The organism is Citrobacter sp. C1 (assembly GCF_014596895.2).
GTDB lineage: Bacteria > Pseudomonadota > Gammaproteobacteria > Enterobacterales > Enterobacteriaceae > Citrobacter > Citrobacter gillenii.
The window spans coordinates 564,908-583,550 of record NZ_CP115035.1; the positions used below are offsets into that span (position 1 = coordinate 564,908).

Genomic DNA, 18,643 nt, shown 5'->3' on the forward strand with positions numbered 1-18,643 from the left:
AGAACGCGGTTTATCGGTCAGCTTCACTCTTTATAGAACCCCGCTTCGGCGGGGTTTTTGCTTTACGGCAGGCAACAAGATGAATGGCTGTCCACGACGCTATGCTCAAAAGAACGCGGCTTATCGGTCAGCGTCAACTATTAAGGAAATCCTCGTCAGAAATGGTGGGGGTTTTTGTTTTTATGGCGTGTTTTTTTATGCCTGCTGGCCCCGATTTTTTGTAGGCCGGATAAGGTGCTTGCACCGCCATCCGGCAAATTTGCGGTAAATCTCATTTTTATTTTCCCGTTATTTATTCGAAAACGTCTTTTTCAGCGGCAAAGGGGTTGCTGAAAATTTCCAGTTTTGTGACAGCTAACACAAAACGCTTATCGATACGTTTCGCTATAGAAAAAACACACGTAATCGATCAAAATCACAAAATTACTTGCTGTGAAAACATCAAAAACCAGCGTTAATTTATTGTTGCATTTGATAATTTATTGTTTGTTTTGTTTTGAGTAATGATAAACGCAATGTTTCTTTACAAACAAATAAGGCAAAATAGTGTGATGCATGGCGTTATTTAACCACGATAATAATTAAATTATAATTTTATTTGATAAATTGCTCATTAAATTTAAACCTTATCCCGACCGATAATTACTCTGTAATTGCTTGAATTATCATCTTTCAACCGTCGGTTAAATAACCGTTAACGTGCATGTGTTATCGCCATAAATTTTCGTTATCCCCCCATCTTTTTTTGATTAAAGTCAGGTTAAAGTGAGATCGTTTTTCTTCATTACATTGATAAATAACGATTTTATTGGTTTATAATAATCTTACAAAATGTAAGTGAAGGGGATTTGTGAGTGGTCGCACATATCCGTGAACGTTTAATTTGGTACACTTCCTGCCGTCAACAAAGTAATTAGAGCAGGCCGATATGAATACTATTTCTCTCCCTAAAACACAGCACTTAGTGGTCTTTCAGGAAGTCATTAGAAGTGGTTCTATCGGCTCAGCTGCAAAAGAATTAGGTTTAACTCAACCCGCAGTAAGCAAAATCATTAATGATGTTGAGGCTTATTTTGGTATTGAGTTGGTGGTGCGTAAAAATACAGGCGTCACATTGACCCAAGCCGGTCAGGTGATGCTCTCATGGTCTGAATCTATTACCCGTGAAATGAAAAACATGGTTGATGAGATGAATAGCATGACGAGCAATGCGGTTGTTGATGTGTCGTTCGGTTTCCCTTCACTGATCGCCTTTACCATCATGTCCGGCATGATTAAGAAGTTTAAAGAGGTGTTCCCGAACGCGCAGGTTTCCATGTATGAAGCCCAGCTTTCCTCTTTCTTACCAGCGGTTCGTGATGGGCGTCTGGACTTTGCAATCGGCACGTTAAGCGATGAGATGAAATTGCACGACCTGCATGTGGAGCCGCTGTTCGAGTCAGAGTTTGTTCTGGTTGCCAGTAAGTCCCGAACACGCACCGGCATCACTACGCTGAGCGCATTGCAAAATGAACAGTGGGTGTTGCCGCAAACGAATATGGGTTACTACAGCGAGCTTCTTACTACGTTACAAAAAAATGGCATCAGCAGTGAAAACATCGTTAAAACAGACTCGGTCGTCACAATTTATAATCTTGTTCTCAATGCTGATTTCTTAACAGTAATTCCCTGCGATATGACCACTCCATTTGGTTCAAACCAGTTTATTACTATTCCGGTAGAAGAGGCCTTACCGGTCGCGCGTTACGCCGCCGTCTGGTCTAAAAATTATCGAATTAAAAAAGCAGCATCAATTTTGGTGGAATTAGCCAAAGAATATTCATCATATAATTGCCAGCGACGAAAGCAATTAATTGAAGTTGATTAAAGATTAAACTCGATTTAATACGGAATTAATGCCATCGGTCTATATCAGACGTTGGTCACGGCTATCTATTTACTTTAATACCCAGGTAAGAGGTTCTAATGCACATTACATACGATCTCCCAGTTGCAATTGAAGATATCCTCGAAGCGAAAAAAAGACTGGCGGGGAAAATTTATAAAACGGGAATGCCTCGCTCTAACTATTTTAGTGAACGTTGCAAAGGGGAAATTTTCCTTAAGTTTGAGAACATGCAGCGTACTGGTTCATTTAAAATTCGCGGTGCCTTTAACAAGCTCAGTTCTTTAACTGAAGCGGAAAGATGTAAAGGCGTGGTGGCCTGCTCTGCAGGTAACCATGCGCAAGGGGTTTCCCTCTCTTGTGCGATGCTCGGTATTGACGGCAAAGTGGTGATGCCAAAAGGCGCACCGAAGTCTAAAGTGGCTGCTACCTGCGACTACTCCGCAGAAGTTGTGCTGCACGGTGACAACTTCAACGACACGATCGCTAAAGTGAGCGAGATTGTTGAAACTGAAGGCCGCATCTTTATTCCGCCTTATGATGATCCGAAAGTGATTGCCGGCCAGGGGACTATCGGTCTGGAAATTCTGGAAGATCTGTATGATGTCGATAACGTGATTGTGCCAATTGGTGGCGGCGGACTGATTGCTGGTATTGCGATAGCCATTAAATCCATCAACCCGACCATTAAAATTATTGGCGTACAGTCTGAAAACGTTCACGGCATGGCGGCTTCTTTCCACGCTGGAGAAATAACCACGCACCGAACGACCGGCACCCTGGCGGATGGTTGTGACGTCTCCCGCCCGGGTACTTTGACCTATGAAATCGTTCGTGAGTTAGTGGATGACATTGTCCTGGTCAGTGAAGATGAAATTCGCAACAGTATGGTGGCATTAATTCAGCGAAATAAAGTTGTGACAGAAGGCGCTGGCGCGCTGGCCTGTGCTGCATTATTAAGCGGGAAATTAGATAGCTACATCCAGAATAGAAAAACAGTCAGCATTATTTCTGGCGGTAATATCGACCTTTCTCGTGTATCCCAAATTACTGGTTTAGTTGACGCTTAATATATTTCGTTGAGGATAGGATATGAGTACTACTGATAGCATTGTATCCAGCCAGACAAAACAATCGTCCTGGCGCAAATCGGACACCACCTGGACACTGGGTTTATTTGGTACAGCCATCGGCGCCGGGGTGTTGTTCTTCCCTATCCGCGCAGGCTTTGGCGGGCTGATCCCCATTCTGTTAATGCTGGTGTTAGCATACCCCATCGCGTTCTATTGCCACCGCGCACTGGCGCGCCTGTGTCTTTCCGGTTCTAACCCTTCCGGCAACATCACAGAAACGGTTGAAGAGCATTTTGGTAAAACGGGCGGCGTGGTCATCACGTTCCTCTACTTCTTTGCGATTTGCCCACTGCTGTGGATTTATGGCGTCACCATTACCAACACCTTTATGACCTTCTGGGAAAACCAGTTGCAGATGCCAGCGCTTAATCGTGGCTTCGTCGCGCTGTTCCTGCTGTTGTTGATGGCATTCGTCATCTACTTCGGTAAAGATCTGATGGTTAAAGTGATGAGCTTCCTGGTATGGCCGTTCATTGCCAGCCTGGTACTTATCTCTCTGTCCCTGATCCCTTACTGGAACTCAGCGGTTATCCAGCAGGTGGATCTCAGCAATATAGCGTTGACCGGGCATGACGGTATTCTGGTCACCGTATGGCTGGGTATTTCCATCATGGTGTTCTCCTTCAACTTCTCGCCAATTGTTTCCTCTTTCGTGGTGTCTAAACGCGAAGAGTATGAAAAAGATTATGGCCGCGAATTTACCGAGCAGAAATGTTCCAAGATCATCTCCCGCGCCAGTATGCTGATGGTTGCAGTGGTCATGTTCTTCGCCTTTAGCTGCCTGTTCACGCTGTCTCCGGCAAATATGGCCGAAGCTAAAGCGCAGAACATTCCGGTACTGTCATACCTGGCGAACCACTTTGCTTCACTGTCTGGCACCAAGTCGACCTTCGCGACCGTTCTGGAATACGGTGCTTCTATCATCGCACTGGTCGCTATCTTCAAATCTTTCTTCGGCCACTATCTGGGCACGCTGGAAGGTCTGAACGGTCTGGTCCTGAAGTTTGGTTATAAAGGTGATAAGAACAAAGTCTCTGTTGGCAAACTTAACACCATCAGCATGGTCTTCATCATGGGTTCCACCTGGGTTGTGGCTTACGCCAACCCGAATATCCTGGACCTGATTGAAGCGATGGGTGCGCCAATTATCGCCTCACTGCTCTGCTTGCTGCCGATGTATGCCATCCGTAAAGCGCCGTCTCTGGCGAAATACCGTGGCCGTCTGGATAACGTGTTTGTTACTGCGATTGGTCTGCTGACTATCCTGAACATCGTCTACAAACTGTTTTAATCCTTAAGCTCAGGATGAGCGGAGTAGTGAAATGAATGAGTTTCCGGTAGTACTGGTTATTAATTGCGGTTCATCTTCCATTAAATTCTCAGTGCTGGATGCAGCCAACTGTGATGTTTTAATGGCGGGAATTGCAGACGGTATTAACTCTGAAAATGCGTTCATAGCAATTAATGGTGGGGAGCCGGCTAAGCTGGCTCACCACAGCTACGAAGACGCATTAAAGGCTATTGCCGCTGAACTGGAACAACGTAATTTAATGGACAGCGTGGCCTTAATTGGCCACCGCATTGCCCACGGTGGAAGTATCTTTACGGAATCAGCGATAATTACAGATGACGTTATCGACAATATTCGTCGGGTATCTCCTTTAGCACCATTACATAATTATGCGAACCTGAGCGGGATTGAATCCGCACAGCATCTTTTCCCGGGTGTACAGCAGGTGGCGGTATTTGATACCAGCTTCCACCAGACGATGGCACCTGAAGCCTATCTGTACGGTTTACCGTGGAAATATTACGAGGAGCTGGGTGTTCGTCGTTATGGCTTCCACGGCACGTCGCACCGCTATGTTTCTCAGCGAGCGCACGAGCTTCTCGACCTCCAGGATGATGATTCTGGCCTGGTTGTCGCGCACCTGGGTAACGGCGCGTCCATCTGTGCGGTCCGTAACGGACAAAGCGTGGATACCTCAATGGGTATGACTCCGCTGGAAGGACTGATGATGGGCACGCGTAGCGGTGATGTGGACTTTGGCGCAATGGCGTGGATCGCCAGTGAAACCAATCAGACGCTGAGCGACCTTGAGCGTGTCGTTAATAAAGAGTCTGGCCTGCTGGGTATTTCCGGTTTGTCCTCTGACTTACGTACGCTGGAAAAAGCCTGGCACGAAGGACACGAGCGTGCGCAGCTGGCGATTAAAACCTTTGTGCATCGTATTGCACGCCATATCGCCGGACATGCTGCATCGTTACATCGTCTTGATGGGATTATTTTCACCGGCGGCATTGGTGAAAACTCAGTCTTAATTCGCCGTCTGGTGATTGAACATCTGGCCGTATTAGGTGTGAATATCGACAGCGAAATGAATAGTCTGCCAAATTCTCATGGCGAGAGAATTATCTCTGCTAATGATGCTCGAGTTATTTGTGCAGTTATTCCGACGAATGAAGAGAAAATGATTGCTCGTGATGCCATTCATTTAGGCAGAATTAACACACCAGTAGAATTTGCATAATTAATTTTCTGTAGAGAGATTATTTTTCATGAAGGTAAATATCGATACCAGCGATATGCTGTATGCCGACGCGTGGCTTGGCTTTAAAGGTACGGACTGGAAAGAAGAAATTAATGTCCGTGATTTTATTCAGCATAACTACACGCCTTATGAAGGGGATGAATCTTTCCTCGCCGAAGCGACGCCGGCAACCACCGCATTGTGGGAAAAAGTCATGGCGGGCATCCGTATTGAAAACTCGACGCATGCGCCGGTAGATTTCGATACCAATATTGCCACTACGATTACCGCGCACGATGCCGGTTATATTGAACAAGAACTGGAAAAGATCGTCGGTCTGCAAACGGATAAGCCGCTGAAGCGTGCGCTGCATCCGTTCGGCGGCATCAACATGATCAAAAGCTCTTTTGATGCTTACGGTCGTGAAATGGATGCTGATTTTGAGTACCAGTATACCGAACTGCGTAAAACCCATAACCAGGGCGTGTTCGACGCGTATTCCCCGGATATGCTGCGCTGCCGTAAGTCCGGCGTATTAACCGGTCTGCCGGATGGCTATGGCCGTGGTCGTATCATTGGCGATTACCGCCGTGTTGCGTTGTACGGTATTCGCTACCTGGTGCGTGAACGCGAGCAGCAGTTTGCCGATCTCCAGTCGAATCTGGAGTGGGGGCAGAATCTGGAGGCGACGATTCGCCTGCGTGAAGAGCTGTCTGAGCACCGTCGTGCGCTGCTGCAAATGCAGGAAATGGCGGCGAAGTACGGTTGCGATATTTCCCGTCCGGCGCGTAACGCACAGGAAGCCGTACAGTGGGTGTATTTTGCTTATCTGGCCGCGGTGAAATCGCAGAACGGCGGCGCGATGTCGCTGGGCCGTACTGCATCGTTCCTCGACATTTACATTGAGCGCGACTTCAAAGCCGGTATCTTAAACGAGCAGCAGGCGCAGGAGTTGATCGACCACTTCATCATGAAGATCCGCATGGTGCGCTTCCTGCGTACCCCGGAATTCGACACCCTGTTCTCCGGCGATCCTATCTGGGCGACCGAAGTTATTGGTGGGATGGGGCTGGACGGCCGCACGCTGGTCACCAAAAACTCGTTCCGCTACCTGCATACGCTGCACACCATGGGACCGGCACCTGAGCCGAACCTGACGGTGCTGTGGTCTGAAGGCTTACCGATTGCCTTCAAAAAATATGCCGCACAGGTGTCTATCGTCACGTCGTCTTTACAGTATGAAAATGACGATCTGATGCGCGCTGACTTTGAAAGCGATGACTATGCCATTGCCTGCTGCGTCAGCCCGATGGTCATCGGCAAACAAATGCAGTTCTTTGGTGCGCGTGCCAACCTCGCCAAAACATTGCTGTACGCAATCAACGGCGGTGTGGATGAGAAGCTGAAAATCCAGGTCGGGCCGAAAACTGCGCCGCTGATGGATGACGTGCTGGATTACGACACGGTGATGGAGAGCCTGGACCACTTTATGGACTGGCTGGCCGTGCAGTACATCAGTGCGCTGAACATCATTCACTATATGCACGACAAGTACAGCTACGAAGCCTCGCTGATGGCGCTGCACGATCGTGATGTTTATCGCACCATGGCATGCGGTATGGCGGGTCTGTCCGTTGCTGCGGACTCCCTGTCGGCTATCAAGTACGCTCGCGTCAAACCGATCCGTGATGAAAACGGCCTGGCGGTCGACTTCGAAATTGAAGGTGACTATCCGCAGTACGGTAACAACGATGAGCGCGTAGACAGCATTGCCTGCGACCTGGTTGAACGCTTTATGAAGAAAATTAAAGTGTTGCCAACCTATCGCAACGCGGTGCCAACGCAGTCCATTCTGACCATCACCTCTAACGTGGTGTACGGCCAGAAAACCGGGAATACCCCGGACGGGCGTCGCGCAGGTACGCCGTTTGCGCCAGGTGCGAACCCGATGCACGGCCGCGATCGCAAAGGTGCCGTCGCCTCGTTGACCTCGGTGGCTAAACTGCCGTTTACCTATGCCAAAGATGGTATCTCGTACACCTTCTCGATTGTGCCGGCTGCACTGGGCAAAGAAGATAGCGTGCGTAAAACCAACCTGGTCGGTCTGCTGGACGGTTATTTCCATCATGAAGCGCATGTCGAAGGCGGTCAGCACCTGAACGTCAACGTCATGAACCGCGAAATGCTGATGGATGCTATTGAGCACCCGGAAAACTATCCGAACCTGACGATCCGCGTGTCTGGCTATGCGGTGCGCTTTAACGCGCTGACCCGCGAACAGCAGCAGGACGTTATTTCACGTACTTTCACCCAGGCGCTTTAACGCCGGAGGGGTTATGAGAAAAGTTATTGCAACCGACTGTGCGCCAGGGGCGATTGGGCCTTACGTACAGGGCGTGGATCTGGGCAGCATGGTGTTGACCTCAGGTCAAATCCCGGTATGTCCGCAGACCGGTGAAGTTGCCGAACACGTGACCGATCAGGCGCGTCAGAGTCTGGAAAACGTGAAAGCGATCGTTGAGTCCGCCGGTTTGAAAGTGAACGATATCGTGAAGACCACCGTTTTCGTGGCCGATCTGAACGACTTCGCCACCATTAATCAGGTGTATCAGCAGTTCTTTGATGAGCACGAGGCTATCTATCCGGCACGCAGCTGTGTGCAGGTTGCTCGCTTGCCGAAGGATGTGAAGCTGGAGATTGAAGCCATCGCCGTACGCGGCGACACGGTGTAACTCCCCGCGGGGCGATCGTCAGGATCGCCCCGATCCCGTTAATGAGTGTGAAACCTGGTCTTCACTGAACGGCAATCCGAGGGTGTGGATATGATTAGCGCATTCGATATTTTTAAGATTGGCATTGGACCTTCCAGCTCCCATACCGTGGGGCCAATGAACGCAGGTAAAAGCTTTATCGACCAACTGGTCAGTTGCGGAGAATTGCACCAGACCACGCGCATTGTGGTCGATCTTTATGGTTCACTCTCCCTGACCGGAAAAGGTCATGCGACCGATGTCGCCATCATGATGGGCCTCGCAGGTAACAGTCCGCAAAACGTGCAGATTGATACCATTGCGGGTTTTACCCAGGACGTGGCCCGTACCGGACGTCTCCCGGTGGCAGAGGGCACGCATATCGTTGATTTCCCTCCTGCTGAGAACATTCTCTTCCATAGTGAAACGCTCCCGCGCCATGAAAATGGTATGCGCATCACCGCGTGGAACAGCAACGAGACGCTATTAAGCAAAACCTATTACTCCGTTGGCGGTGGTTTTATCGTTGAGGAGGATCACTTTGGTCAGGCGCACGACGTTGAAGCGCATGTGCCGTACAATTTCCATTCTGCCAGCGAGCTGCTGAAACTGTGTGAGCGAAACGGGCTTTCCGTTTCCGGCCTGATGATGCAAAACGAACTGGCGATGCGCAGTAAAGATGAGATTGACGCGGGTTTTGCGGCAATCTGGGATGTCATGCACGCCGGTATCGAGCGCGGCATGAACACCGAAGGCGTCCTGCCCGGTCCGCTTAACGTTCCGCGTCGCGCCGTGGCATTACGTCGGTTGCTGGTTTCCAGCGACAATCTGTCCAGTGACCCAATGAACGTCATCGACTGGATTAACATGTTCGCACTGGCCGTGAGCGAAGAGAACGCCGCCGGGTGCCGGGTTGTTACCGCCCCGACAAACGGTGCGTGTGGCATTATCCCCGCCGTGCTGGCCTATTACGACAAGTTCCGCCGCCCGGTGAATGCGAACTCCATCGCCCGTTATTTACTGGCTGCGGGGGCGATAGGCGCGCTGTATAAGATGAATGCGTCTATCTCTGGGGCCGAAGTGGGCTGCCAGGGTGAGATTGGTGTGGCCTGTTCCATGGCTGCCGCCGGACTGACAGAACTGCTTGGCGGGAGCCCGGCGCAGGTCTGTATTGCCGCTGAAATCGCCATGGAGCATAACCTGGGGTTAACCTGCGATCCGGTCGCCGGACAGGTGCAAATTCCGTGCATTGAACGTAATGCGATCAACGCAGTAAAAGCGGTTAACGCCGCGCGTATGGCGCTGCGCCGCACGTCAGAACCTCGGGTGTCGCTCGATAAAGTTATCGAGACGATGTATGAAACTGGCAAAGACATGAACGATAAATACCGCGAAACCTCGCGCGGCGGTCTGGCGATCAAAGTAGTGTGTATGTGAGTTAATCAAAATAGCATGACCAAAAAGGTGCACAGAAGTGCACCTTTTTTTGTTGTGATCTGCTTCAAAAACAGAAATAGATCCCACCTTTGATGCTTTCAAGAGAAAATCTTTCTTTACCTGTAGGGATTATAGGGTTTTGTTTGTGAAGTTTTTCTCTGACCCTGAGCGTATGATTTTCTTCATTCTAAGAGCTCGCCTGCATCTTATGAATTGCGTATCGCCTTGACGCAATACGAAAAAAATAAAAAAAACCTCTACCTACACATTAAGCGGGAAATTATGGAAACGGCTACGAATAACAGCGTAATACTCGACGCATCCGCTCCGGCGCGCCGGGCGGGAATGACCGAAAGTGAATGGCAGGAAGCCATTAAATTCGACAGCATGGACACCGGTTGGGTCATTATGAGTATCGGTATGGCGATTGGCGCGGGGATTGTTTTTCTTCCCGTCCAGGTGGGTCTGATGGGGTTGTGGGTATTTCTGCTGTCCTCGATTATCGGCTATCCCGCGATGTATTTGTTCCAGCGTCTGTTCATCAACACGCTGGCTGAGTCTCCTGAGTGCAAAGATTACCCAAGCGTCATTAGCGGTTATTTAGGCAAAAACTGGGGCATCCTGTTAGGGGCGTTGTATTTTGTGATGTTGGTTATCTGGATGTTTGTTTATTCCACCGCCATTACTAACGACAGCGCTTCGTATCTGCATACATTTGGCGTGACCGAAGGGTTACTGTCCGACAGCCCGTTCTATGGCCTGGTGCTGATTTGCATCCTGGTGGCTATCTCGTCACGCGGTGAAAAATTACTGTTTAAAATCTCCACCGGCATGGTGTTGACCAAGCTGCTGGTCGTTGCCGCCCTTGGCGTGTCGATGGTCGGGATGTGGCATTTGCATAACGCTGGCTCGCTGCCGCCGATGGGGCTGCTGATTAAGAATGCGATTATTACGCTGCCCTTTACGCTGACCTCGATTCTGTTTATTCAAACCTTAAGCCCGATGGTTATCTCGTACCGTTCTCGCGCAAAATCCATTGAGGTCGCGCGTCATAAAGCGCTGCGCGCCATGAACATCGCGTTTGGCATACTGTTTGTCACCGTCTTCTTCTACGCCGTCTCTTTCACCCTGGCAATGGGCCATGATGAAGCGGTGAAAGCCTACGAGCAGAACATTTCCGCCCTGGCGATTGCCGCACAGTTTATTAGCGGCGACGGCGCGGGTTGGGTGAAAATCGTCAGCGTTATTCTGAACATCTTTGCCGTGATGACCGCGTTCTTCGGTGTGTACTTAGGCTTCCGTGAAGCGACTCAAGGCATTGTGATGAATGTGCTGCGTCGCTACATGCCTGCTGAGAAGATCAACGAAATCTTCGTTCAGCGCGGCATCATGGTCTTCGCTATTTTACTGGCCTGGAGTGCAATTGTGCTCAATGCGCCGGTACTGAGCTTCACCTCTATTTGTAGCCCAATCTTCGGCATGGTGGGCTGTTTGATCCCGGCCTGGCTGGTCTACAAAGTTCCTGCACTGCACAAATATAAAGGCGCTTCCCTGTACCTGATCATCATCACAGGCCTGCTGTTGTGCGTTTCTCCGTTCCTGGCATTTTCTTGAGTTATCTGAGTGAAGGTCGTTGCTATGTTTGAGACTACATTGAATCCATTATGGGACTGTTTTATCCGCGCGGTGCAGGAAGAAGTCAAACCTGCCCTGGGCTGCACCGAACCTATCTCTCTGGCTTTGGCGGCGGCAGTCGCATCCGCTGAGCTGAACGGCGCGGTTGAACGCATTGATGCGTGGGTCTCACCCAACCTGATGAAAAACGGCATGGGCGTGACCGTACCGGGCACCGGAATGGTCGGGTTGCCCGTCGCCGCTGCGCTGGGTGCGCTGGGTGGCAATGCCCACGCGGGTTTAGAAGTGCTGAAGGATGCGTCCGCAGAGGCCATAGCCGACGCCAAAGCCATGCTGGCTGCCGGAAACGTGGCGGTGATGCTGCAGCAACCTTGCGAAGATATTCTCTTCTCACGCGCTAAGGTGTACAGCCGTGACGGGTGGGCGTGCGTCACGATTGTTGGCGGTCATACCAACATTGTGCACATCGAAACCCATAATGGTGTGGTGTTCAGTAAAGAAGAACAGACGCAGGATGAAGAGCTGGATTCGCCGCTGGCGGTGTTATCCCACACCTCTCTGGAAGAGATTCTGGCGTTTGTGAATGCGGTGCCGTTTGAGTCCATCCGCTTTATTCTGCAGGCGGCAAAACTAAACGGGGCGCTGTCTCAGGAAGGGTTACGCGGGACATGGGGATTACATATCGGTGCTACGCTGGAGAAGCAGTGTGCCCGTGGCCTGCTGGCAAACGATCTTTCAACCGCTATTCTGATCCGTACCAGTGCGGCGTCGGATGCGAGAATGGGCGGCGCGACGCTGCCGGCGATGAGTAACTCCGGTTCCGGGAACCAGGGGATCACCGCCACGGTTCCGGTGATGGTGGTGGCCGAGCACTTTGGTGCGGATGATGAAAAACTGGCGCGTGCGCTGATGTTGTCACACTTGAGTGCAATCTATATCCATCATCAGCTTCCTCGCTTGTCGGCTCTGTGTGCGGCAACGACGGCGGCGATGGGCGCGGCGGCGGGGATGGCATGGCTGGTGGATGGGCGCTATAACACCATCGCTATGGCGATCAGCAGCATGATTGGCGATGTGAGTGGGATGATTTGCGATGGCGCGTCAAACAGCTGTGCGATGAAAGTGTCTACCAGCGCGTCGGCGGCATGGAAGGCGGTACTCATGGCGCTGGACGATACGGCAGTGACCGGTAACGAAGGGATTGTGGCGCATAATGTCGAGCAATCTATTGCGAATCTGTGTGCGCTGGCATGTCGTTCGATGCAGGAAACCGACAAGCAGATCATTGAGATCATGGCCAGCAAAGCGCATTAATCTGTAGGCCGGGTAAGGCGTAACCGCCACCCGGCGTCAGTCTGAGCCGCCTTATCAGGCGGCGTCTTCTTCTTCCTGCCTTTGCTCGGCATCGGCAACAATCGCTTCCAGTTCCGTCAGCATATCTTCATAGCCAAAGGTTTTGGTCTGGACGACCGTGTCCTGAATTTTGGCTTTGACCGCCGGCTTACGCTTTTTTGACGCTTTCTTGCTCATAGTCGTACTCCCTTGTTTTTCCTGACTATACGGGCAAATCTATCAGCAAAGCGCGCAAAGGCGTATCGGCAACTAATGTTATGTTAGCTTCGTCACGAATAAATGCGCCGTCACCACAGGTCAGCGCTTCTTTTTCTGCTCCAGCCGTTAGCGCATGGAACGTGCCGTGGATCGACTGCAAATAGGCGCGTGGGCCATGTAACTGAAAACTCAGTGATTCACCTTGCTTCAATTCGACATGGTGTATCCACACCTGCTGGCGAAGATGCAGGCTGCCTTGTTCTCCGTCCGGGGAGGCGATCAGTTGATGCTTGCCGGTCGCCAGCGTGGCTTTCTGTACACAGGCATTTTCCCGCTGCGGGCAGGCGTCCAGCCATAATTGCATGCGGGTTAATGGCTTATCCTTGTTAAGGTTGTGCTCGCTGTAGCTAATCCCAGGCTGCGTGGCGAGCAGTAAAACCTCACCGGCTTTTGCCCGGACATGGTTGCCTTCGCTGTCGCGATATTCCGCTTCCCCTTCAAGGATCAGGTTGACGATATCCACCTTCGGATAGGTACGCGGCTGGAAAGAGGCCCCCGGTGCCAAAACTTCCTGGTTCAGAACACGCAGCGAGGCATAACCCAGCAGCTTAGGATCAAAATAGTGTCCAAAGGAGAAGGTATAACGAGCTTGCAGCCAGCCGTAGTCTGCCTGTCCGCACTGTTTTGCTGTTCGGGTAGTAATCATCTTTCTTGACCTCTCTTTACTTCCTTTTATGTTAAATGGCTGGACGCTGTATTGTTAGCCAGATATTCTGCCCGGTATGTTCAAATTTCCTGAATGAGAACGACATGGCCAAAGAAAGGGCATTAACGCTTGAAGCGTTACGCGTAATGGATGCAATCGACAGACGTGGCAGCTTTGCCGCTGCGGCGGACGAACTGGGGCGCGTTCCTTCCGCTCTCAGCTATACCATGCAAAAGCTGGAAGAAGAGCTGGATGTGGTGTTGTTTGACCGCTCAGGCCATCGCACAAAATTTACTAACGTTGGACGCATGCTACTGGAACGTGGGCGCGTGCTGCTCGAGGCGGCTGATAAGCTGACCACCGATGCCGAAGCGCTGGCCCGCGGCTGGGAAACGCATCTGACGATCGTCACCGAAGCGCTGGTACCCACGGCAGCGTTCTTTCCGCTCATCGACCGGCTTGCCGTGAAGGCCAATACCCAGCTTTCAGTGATCACTGAGGTGCTGGCTGGGGCATGGGAACGCCTGGAGCAGGGAAGGGCGGATATCGTGATCGCCCCGGATATGCATTTTCGTTCATCGTCAGAAATTAATTCCCGCAAGCTGTACACGCTGATGAACGTCTACGTGGCCGCGCCGGATCATCCTATCCATCAGGAGCCGGAGCCGTTGTCGGAAGTGACCCGAGTGAAATACCGGGGAATTGCGGTGGCGGATACCGCCCGTGAGCGCCCGGTGCTGACCGTCCAGTTACTGGATAAACAGCCGCGCCTGACGGTGAGTTCAATCGAAGATAAGCGCCAGGCGCTGTTGGCCGGGCTGGGTGTGGCGACCATGCCGTATCCGCTGGTGGAAGAGGATATTGCCGCAGGTCGTTTGCGCGTGGTGAGCCCGGAGTCCACCAACGAAATTGATATCATCATGGCCTGGCGACGGGACAGTATGGGTGAGGCCAAATCCTGGTGTCTGCGGGAAATTCCGAAGCTGTTTGTGGGGAAATAAGGTGGGGTTAAGCCGGATGCGGTGCAAGCACCTTATCCGGCCTACAAGACGGAGTAGGTTGTAGGCCTGATAAGCGCAGCGCCATCAGGCATCTCTACGTGCTACGTCAGGACAGTTGTTTAGGGTCTGCACCGAACCGGTTGCTACCCGGCGTGCCGTTCTGACAGTTGAAAATAATGATAACCAACCAGCCAATAATGGGGATCAACAGGATCAGCAGCCACCATGCAGAACGGTCGGTGTCATGCAAACGACGGAACTGCACTGCCCACCACGGTATAAATACCAGCACACCATAAATCGTCGTTAATACGCCTTCTCCCCCGGCGCGTTGCCAGCCAAGCATGTTGTCCAGGATGCTGAGTACGAAAGAAAAGATGATGTTGACCAGAACAAACATCCAGTACTCTTTGCGCCGAGCCCGGCCGCCAAAACCAAAATAGTTCTTAAGAACGTTTAGATACCAATCCATTTGCGCCTCATTTTGCGTTCAATCACTTGTTTTTAAAGTAATCAAATTAAGAATAGCTGCGAATGAAATGGTGGTAAATATTTGTCGTATTAATTATTTGGTCCCCTGATGGGTAATACTTATCAGTGAACGCCTCAGTTTCAGAAAGTATCAACCTGTGTTGGCGGAAGTAATGAATATACGCTCTCAGAGAAAGGGTTCCGTTCACCTTATGTTCATCGCTTCTCTTAAGTATTGGTTCATGTGAACGTGTAAAGGGCGTTCTCCGCCACGCCCTTTACAATCCCGGCTCCCGGCGGGAAAATTGCCACTTCGTGGTTCCCTCCGCTTTTTCCTTCAGGCTTTCGGGCCGGGCGCGATGTAACGTCCCTGTAAAGCGCGCCCTGAACCCGCATCCCTGCGGGTTCTCCCGGCCTTACGGAAACACGTCGGCAATTTTCAGCCGGACCAGCCACGCCTGACTACCGGTATTTTTATTTGAATATATCTGAACAGCATAAGAGATTTAACTGAAAGTCAGAGAGTTGAAGCGATGACCCATGTCCGGCTGAAAATCGATGAGTCGTTGACGGCTGACCGGGTCTGCCCGCAGGGATGCGGGCAGAGGGGACGGCCTGCAAGGATGCAGGCTCGGCCCCGACCCGACAGGCAGACGGCATAAGACGAATGAATCGCGTAGCGACGATTTTCCCGCTGGGAGCCTGGGTTGCAAGGGAGGCGGCGGTGAGCCTCCCTTGCACGTTCACGGGTAACGGCGTTTCAGAGAAATGACACAGCTGAGGTGAACGGAACCCTGAGCAAAAATCACATGTTCGCCATACATGCTTAACGAATCGGCATTACCCCAAAGGGACCTGTGTAAATCATGCGAAACGACTGTCTCGTCCATGTGGCTCGTTGAGATCCTGCCATGGCCCGATTGAAATAATACCGGTCGGATTGATGGTTTTGTGGCTACGGAAGTAGTGATGACGGATATGGTCAAAATTGACGGTCTCCGCAATGCCCGGCATCTGGTAAATATCGCGCAGGAAACCGTACAGATTCAGGTAGTCGCTGATGCGGTGCTTATCGCACTTGAAGTGGGTAACATACACCGGATCAAAGCGTACCAGCGTGGTCCACAGGCGAATATCTGCCTCGGTCAACTGGTCGCCGGTCAGATAGCGATGCTGACCCAGAATCTGCTCCAGTCGCGCCAGTGAGTGAAACACTTTATCAACCGCCTCATCATATGCCTCCTGACTGGTGGCAAAACCGGCTTTATAGACGCCATTATTGACGTTGTCATAAATCCAGCTGTTCAGCTCGTCAATTTTACTTTGCAGGGCAGGCGGGTAGTAATCACCGGCTTTGGCGCCCAGTGCATCAAACGCCGTGTTAAACATGCGGATGATCTCCGCCGATTCATTACTGACGATGGTGTGATTCTTTTTATCCCACAGCACCGGTACAGTGACGCGGCCGCTGTACTGCGGGTCGGCGTGCAAATAGAGCTGATAGAGAAACTCGTGCTGGTAGAGCGTATCTCCCGTGGCGGCCGGGAAATTATCATCAAACGTCCAGCCGTTCTCTAGCATCAGCGGATGCACAACGGAAACGGAGATAAATGGCTCCAGACCTTTGAGCGTGCGTAGAATCAGCGTGCGATGCGCCCACGGACAGGCGAGGGAAACGTACAGGTGGTAGCGGTCTTTTTCGGCGGCAAAACCGCCTGTGCCGGTCGGGCCAGGTTCGCCATCCGCGGTGAGCCAGTTACGGAAAGCCGATGCAGAACGTTGAAATTTTCCCCCGGTAGATTTTGTGTCATACCAGGTGTCATGCCAGACGCCGTCAATAAGTTGTCCCATGGTTTTGCCTCCTCAGATAGCAAAAGCGAGGAGATGTCTCCTCGCTTTTTGATGCGTTTAGTATAGCTTGCTTACCACTTTTTATTCAGTACGCGGTCAATGCTGAATGCGCCTGGACCGGTGATAGCCAGCAGCAGGAAACCGCCTGCGATGGTTAAGTTTTTCATGAACATCAGCGAGTTCATCCCTTCCGCAAAGTTGCTGTGGAAGATGAACGCGGTCAGCACCGTGAAGCCTGCGGTAAACAGCGCGGTAGTACGGGTCAGGAAGCCGAACAGAATGGCCAGGCCGCCGCCGAACTCAAGCAGAATAACCAGCGGTAACATGAACCCCGGAACGCCCATGGCTTCCATATATTGTTGGGTACCCGCATATCCGCTGATTTTTCCCCAGCCTGCAGAAATAAACAGGATTGGCATCAGAATGCGTGCTACCAGTACACCAACATCTTCTAATTTTTTCATCGTACTCTCCAGGAAACCACTCAGGCGGCTGATTTTGTTTTTTGTTGCATTAACGCTGTATAGGGCGTTGTTGCTGTCGATGGAGAGAATCATAAACGTGACGAATGACAATTGTTAGCAAGGAAAACTGTCAGTATTTTTCAAAAATTTTGAGTGAAGGGGGGGATAGAATGAAGTAGGCCTTGCTATCAGGCCTACGTGGGGAGAACAGAAGAGATTAACCGCGCAGTTGCTGCTGTCTGATGGTCGCTTTGACCAGTCGCCAGGCGCTCCAGACGCTAAAGCCGCGTTTGGCCCAGCGTACGAGCATATTTGGGTGGCGAATAGTACGAACGGCTATGATGCTGCTGCCAACCAGTATCCACGAGCGCAGGTTCAACAGCGTGTTCCAGCCGCGATCGTATGCAGCAGTGACCTCCAGCCAGTCGCGGCGGGTGGCGGTCAGATCCAGCCGTTGCTGCTGGATCTGACTAAGCAGCAGCGCCTTACGTTTTTCGCGTTCGACTTTACTGCTCATTATGCATCATCCTCCAGGGCCTGCCTGTCGTTAGCAAGTTCATGGCGGGTATGACGTAACAGCGTTGACTTACGGGCTTTACGTAGCGTCCATATCCCGCCAATGAGCGCCAGAAGCAACAGCACAACGGTGGTGGCTATCATCGCGTTGAGACGGTACTGAGGGTCAATGGCCCAGATGATAAGCACCATCAGGCTCATCAGGCCAAATGCTGCGAACAGCATAGTTAGCCCCAGCATCAGCAGTAGCTGAAAGAGGTTGGCTTTTTCCTCTTCCAGTTCAACAACGGCCAGACGTAACCGGGTCTCAACTATCTCGACGAGGATCGTGATGATCCGTTGTCCGATACCCAGTACGTTTTTGCCTGGACCTTGTGCGTGATCGGAGTCCGCCATTGTTAGCGGCGCGACAGCAGTACGCCAAGCACCACGCCGACCGCAGCGCCAATACCGACGCCTGTCCATGGATTTTCGCGTACGTAGTTGTCGGCTTTTGCCGCGGCTTCGCGAGTTTGCTTAGCAATCACATCGCTGGTTTCACCCAGGCGATTGCGGCTCTCTTTCAGCGCGCGTTCTGCTTTACTGCGAATTTTACTCAACTCTTCTTTCGACTTATCGCCAGAGGAGCTCAGTACCTCTTCAAGCGTATCCGCAAGGGATTTCAGCTCAGCGCGCAGGTGTTCCGTAGCATTATCTTTTGACATAGTTTTCT

General features: G+C 51.3%; 18 protein-coding genes. 10 read left to right on the forward strand and 8 right to left on the reverse strand.

Features of this window, described 5'->3' with window-relative positions; translation table 11 throughout:
- Nucleotides 1–928 precede the first annotated feature (928 nt).
- The 9 genes from tdcA (at nt 929) to IB214_RS02860 (ending at nt 12,685) form a co-directional block, all read left to right on the forward strand.
- The gene (gene tdcA, locus IB214_RS02820; protein ID WP_096755562.1) at nt 929–1,867 is read left to right on the forward strand and encodes a transcriptional regulator TdcA; all 939 of its coding nucleotides are present in this window, start codon (nt 929–931) and stop codon (nt 1,865–1,867) included.
- 98 nt (nt 1,868–1,965) lie between these two features.
- The gene (tdcB, locus tag IB214_RS02825; RefSeq protein WP_096755563.1) at nt 1,966–2,955 is read left to right on the forward strand and encodes a bifunctional threonine ammonia-lyase/L-serine ammonia-lyase TdcB; all 990 of its coding nucleotides are present in this window, start codon (nt 1,966–1,968) and stop codon (nt 2,953–2,955) included.
- A gap of 22 nt (nt 2,956–2,977) precedes the next feature.
- Nucleotides 2,978–4,309, forward strand: coding sequence for a threonine/serine transporter TdcC (gene tdcC, locus IB214_RS02830; RefSeq protein WP_117342716.1), 1,332 nt, complete (start codon nt 2,978–2,980; stop codon nt 4,307–4,309).
- Between the two features lie 31 nt (nt 4,310–4,340).
- Nucleotides 4,341–5,549, forward strand: a complete 1,209-nt coding sequence (tdcD, locus tag IB214_RS02835; protein WP_096755565.1) for a propionate kinase — start codon at nt 4,341–4,343, stop codon at nt 5,547–5,549.
- A gap of 28 nt (nt 5,550–5,577) precedes the next feature.
- Nucleotides 5,578–7,872, forward strand: a complete 2,295-nt coding sequence (gene tdcE / locus IB214_RS02840) for a 2-ketobutyrate formate-lyase/pyruvate formate-lyase (RefSeq protein ID WP_096755566.1) — start codon at nt 5,578–5,580, stop codon at nt 7,870–7,872.
- A gap of 13 nt (nt 7,873–7,885) precedes the next feature.
- Complete coding sequence (locus tag IB214_RS02845) at nt 7,886–8,281, forward strand: enamine/imine deaminase (RefSeq protein WP_096755567.1); 396 nt, start codon at nt 7,886–7,888, stop codon at nt 8,279–8,281.
- 90 nt (nt 8,282–8,371) lie between these two features.
- The gene (gene tdcG, locus IB214_RS02850; RefSeq protein WP_117342715.1) at nt 8,372–9,736 is read left to right on the forward strand and encodes an L-serine ammonia-lyase; all 1,365 of its coding nucleotides are present in this window, start codon (nt 8,372–8,374) and stop codon (nt 9,734–9,736) included.
- A 282-nt stretch (nt 9,737–10,018) separates the two neighbouring features.
- Nucleotides 10,019–11,350 carry an amino acid permease gene (locus tag IB214_RS02855; RefSeq protein ID WP_096755569.1) on the forward strand — a complete coding sequence of 444 codons (1,332 nt, stop codon included), beginning with the start codon at nt 10,019–10,021 and terminating at the stop codon, nt 11,348–11,350.
- A 24-nt stretch (nt 11,351–11,374) separates the two neighbouring features.
- A complete protein-coding gene (locus IB214_RS02860; protein ID WP_117342714.1) occupies nt 11,375–12,685 on the forward strand; it encodes a serine dehydratase subunit alpha family protein in 1,311 nt (436 codons plus the stop codon).
- A 54-nt stretch (nt 12,686–12,739) separates the two neighbouring features.
- Here IB214_RS02860 and IB214_RS02865 read toward each other — a convergent pair whose 3' ends face one another.
- Nucleotides 12,740–12,901: a hypothetical protein gene (locus tag IB214_RS02865; RefSeq protein WP_096755571.1), complete on the reverse strand. Its 162-nt coding sequence runs from the start codon at nt 12,899–12,901 to the stop codon at nt 12,740–12,742.
- 25 nt (nt 12,902–12,926) lie between these two features.
- A complete protein-coding gene (locus tag IB214_RS02870; RefSeq protein WP_115257425.1) occupies nt 12,927–13,628 on the reverse strand; it encodes a pirin family protein in 702 nt (233 codons plus the stop codon).
- 104 nt (nt 13,629–13,732) lie between these two features.
- Here IB214_RS02870 and yhaJ point away from each other — a divergent pair, with 104 nt between their 5' ends.
- Nucleotides 13,733–14,629, forward strand: coding sequence for a DNA-binding transcriptional regulator YhaJ (gene yhaJ, locus IB214_RS02875; RefSeq protein WP_096755573.1), 897 nt, complete (start codon nt 13,733–13,735; stop codon nt 14,627–14,629).
- A gap of 106 nt (nt 14,630–14,735) precedes the next feature.
- On the opposite strand, the gene IB214_RS02880 is transcribed toward yhaJ, so the two are convergent.
- The 6 genes from IB214_RS02880 to IB214_RS02905 form a co-directional block, all read right to left on the reverse strand.
- Nucleotides 14,736–15,101, reverse strand: coding sequence for a DUF805 domain-containing protein (locus IB214_RS02880; RefSeq protein WP_115257427.1), 366 nt, complete (start codon nt 15,099–15,101; stop codon nt 14,736–14,738).
- Nucleotides 15,102–15,964: 863 nt separating this feature from the next.
- Nucleotides 15,965–16,951, reverse strand: a complete 987-nt coding sequence (gene yqjG / locus IB214_RS02885; RefSeq protein ID WP_117342713.1) for a glutathionyl-hydroquinone reductase YqjG — start codon at nt 16,949–16,951, stop codon at nt 15,965–15,967.
- A 71-nt stretch (nt 16,952–17,022) separates the two neighbouring features.
- A complete protein-coding gene (locus IB214_RS02890; RefSeq protein ID WP_135324236.1) occupies nt 17,023–17,415 on the reverse strand; it encodes a DoxX family protein in 393 nt (130 codons plus the stop codon).
- 217 nt (nt 17,416–17,632) lie between these two features.
- Nucleotides 17,633–17,932 carry a YqjK-like family protein gene (locus tag IB214_RS02895; protein ID WP_096755577.1) on the reverse strand — a complete coding sequence of 100 codons (300 nt, stop codon included), beginning with the start codon at nt 17,930–17,932 and terminating at the stop codon, nt 17,633–17,635.
- A complete protein-coding gene (locus IB214_RS02900; protein WP_096755578.1) occupies nt 17,932–18,327 on the reverse strand; it encodes a phage holin family protein in 396 nt (131 codons plus the stop codon). The genes IB214_RS02895 and IB214_RS02900 overlap by 1 nt, the downstream gene beginning before the upstream one ends.
- A gap of 2 nt (nt 18,328–18,329) precedes the next feature.
- Nucleotides 18,330–18,635, reverse strand: coding sequence for a YqjD family protein (locus tag IB214_RS02905; RefSeq protein ID WP_096755579.1), 306 nt, complete (start codon nt 18,633–18,635; stop codon nt 18,330–18,332).
- Nucleotides 18,636–18,643: the final 8 nt, after the last annotated feature.

Excerpts from the sequence above, each read along its gene's own strand:
- IB214_RS02895 (WP_096755577.1), bottom strand. The coding sequence starts at position 17,932 with ATGAGCAGTAAAGTCGAACGCGAAAAACGTAAGGCGCTGCTGCTTAGT.
- tdcE (WP_096755566.1), top strand. The coding sequence starts at position 5,578 with ATGAAGGTAAATATCGATACCAGCGATATGCTGTATGCCGACGCGTGG.
- IB214_RS02905 (WP_096755579.1), bottom strand. The coding sequence starts at position 18,635 with ATGTCAAAAGATAATGCTACGGAACACCTGCGCGCTGAGCTGAAATCC.
- IB214_RS02890 (WP_135324236.1), bottom strand. The coding sequence starts at position 17,415 with ATGAAAAAATTAGAAGATGTTGGTGTACTGGTAGCACGCATTCTGATG.
- tdcD (WP_096755565.1), top strand. The coding sequence starts at position 4,341 with ATGAATGAGTTTCCGGTAGTACTGGTTATTAATTGCGGTTCATCTTCC.
- IB214_RS02880 (WP_115257427.1), bottom strand. The coding sequence starts at position 15,101 with ATGGATTGGTATCTAAACGTTCTTAAGAACTATTTTGGTTTTGGCGGC.
- tdcB (WP_096755563.1), top strand. The coding sequence starts at position 1,966 with ATGCACATTACATACGATCTCCCAGTTGCAATTGAAGATATCCTCGAA.
- tdcA (WP_096755562.1), top strand. The coding sequence starts at position 929 with ATGAATACTATTTCTCTCCCTAAAACACAGCACTTAGTGGTCTTTCAG.
- tdcC (WP_117342716.1), top strand. The coding sequence starts at position 2,978 with ATGAGTACTACTGATAGCATTGTATCCAGCCAGACAAAACAATCGTCC.
- IB214_RS02865 (WP_096755571.1), bottom strand. The coding sequence starts at position 12,901 with ATGAGCAAGAAAGCGTCAAAAAAGCGTAAGCCGGCGGTCAAAGCCAAA.
- IB214_RS02900 (WP_096755578.1), bottom strand. The coding sequence starts at position 18,327 with ATGGCGGACTCCGATCACGCACAAGGTCCAGGCAAAAACGTACTGGGT.
- IB214_RS02845 (WP_096755567.1), top strand. The coding sequence starts at position 7,886 with ATGAGAAAAGTTATTGCAACCGACTGTGCGCCAGGGGCGATTGGGCCT.
- IB214_RS02870 (WP_115257425.1), bottom strand. The coding sequence starts at position 13,628 with ATGATTACTACCCGAACAGCAAAACAGTGCGGACAGGCAGACTACGGC.
- yqjG (WP_117342713.1), bottom strand. The coding sequence starts at position 16,951 with ATGGGACAACTTATTGACGGCGTCTGGCATGACACCTGGTATGACACA.
- IB214_RS02855 (WP_096755569.1), top strand. The coding sequence starts at position 10,019 with ATGGAAACGGCTACGAATAACAGCGTAATACTCGACGCATCCGCTCCG.
- tdcG (WP_117342715.1), top strand. The coding sequence starts at position 8,372 with ATGATTAGCGCATTCGATATTTTTAAGATTGGCATTGGACCTTCCAGC.
- yhaJ (WP_096755573.1), top strand. The coding sequence starts at position 13,733 with ATGGCCAAAGAAAGGGCATTAACGCTTGAAGCGTTACGCGTAATGGAT.
- IB214_RS02860 (WP_117342714.1), top strand. The coding sequence starts at position 11,375 with ATGTTTGAGACTACATTGAATCCATTATGGGACTGTTTTATCCGCGCG.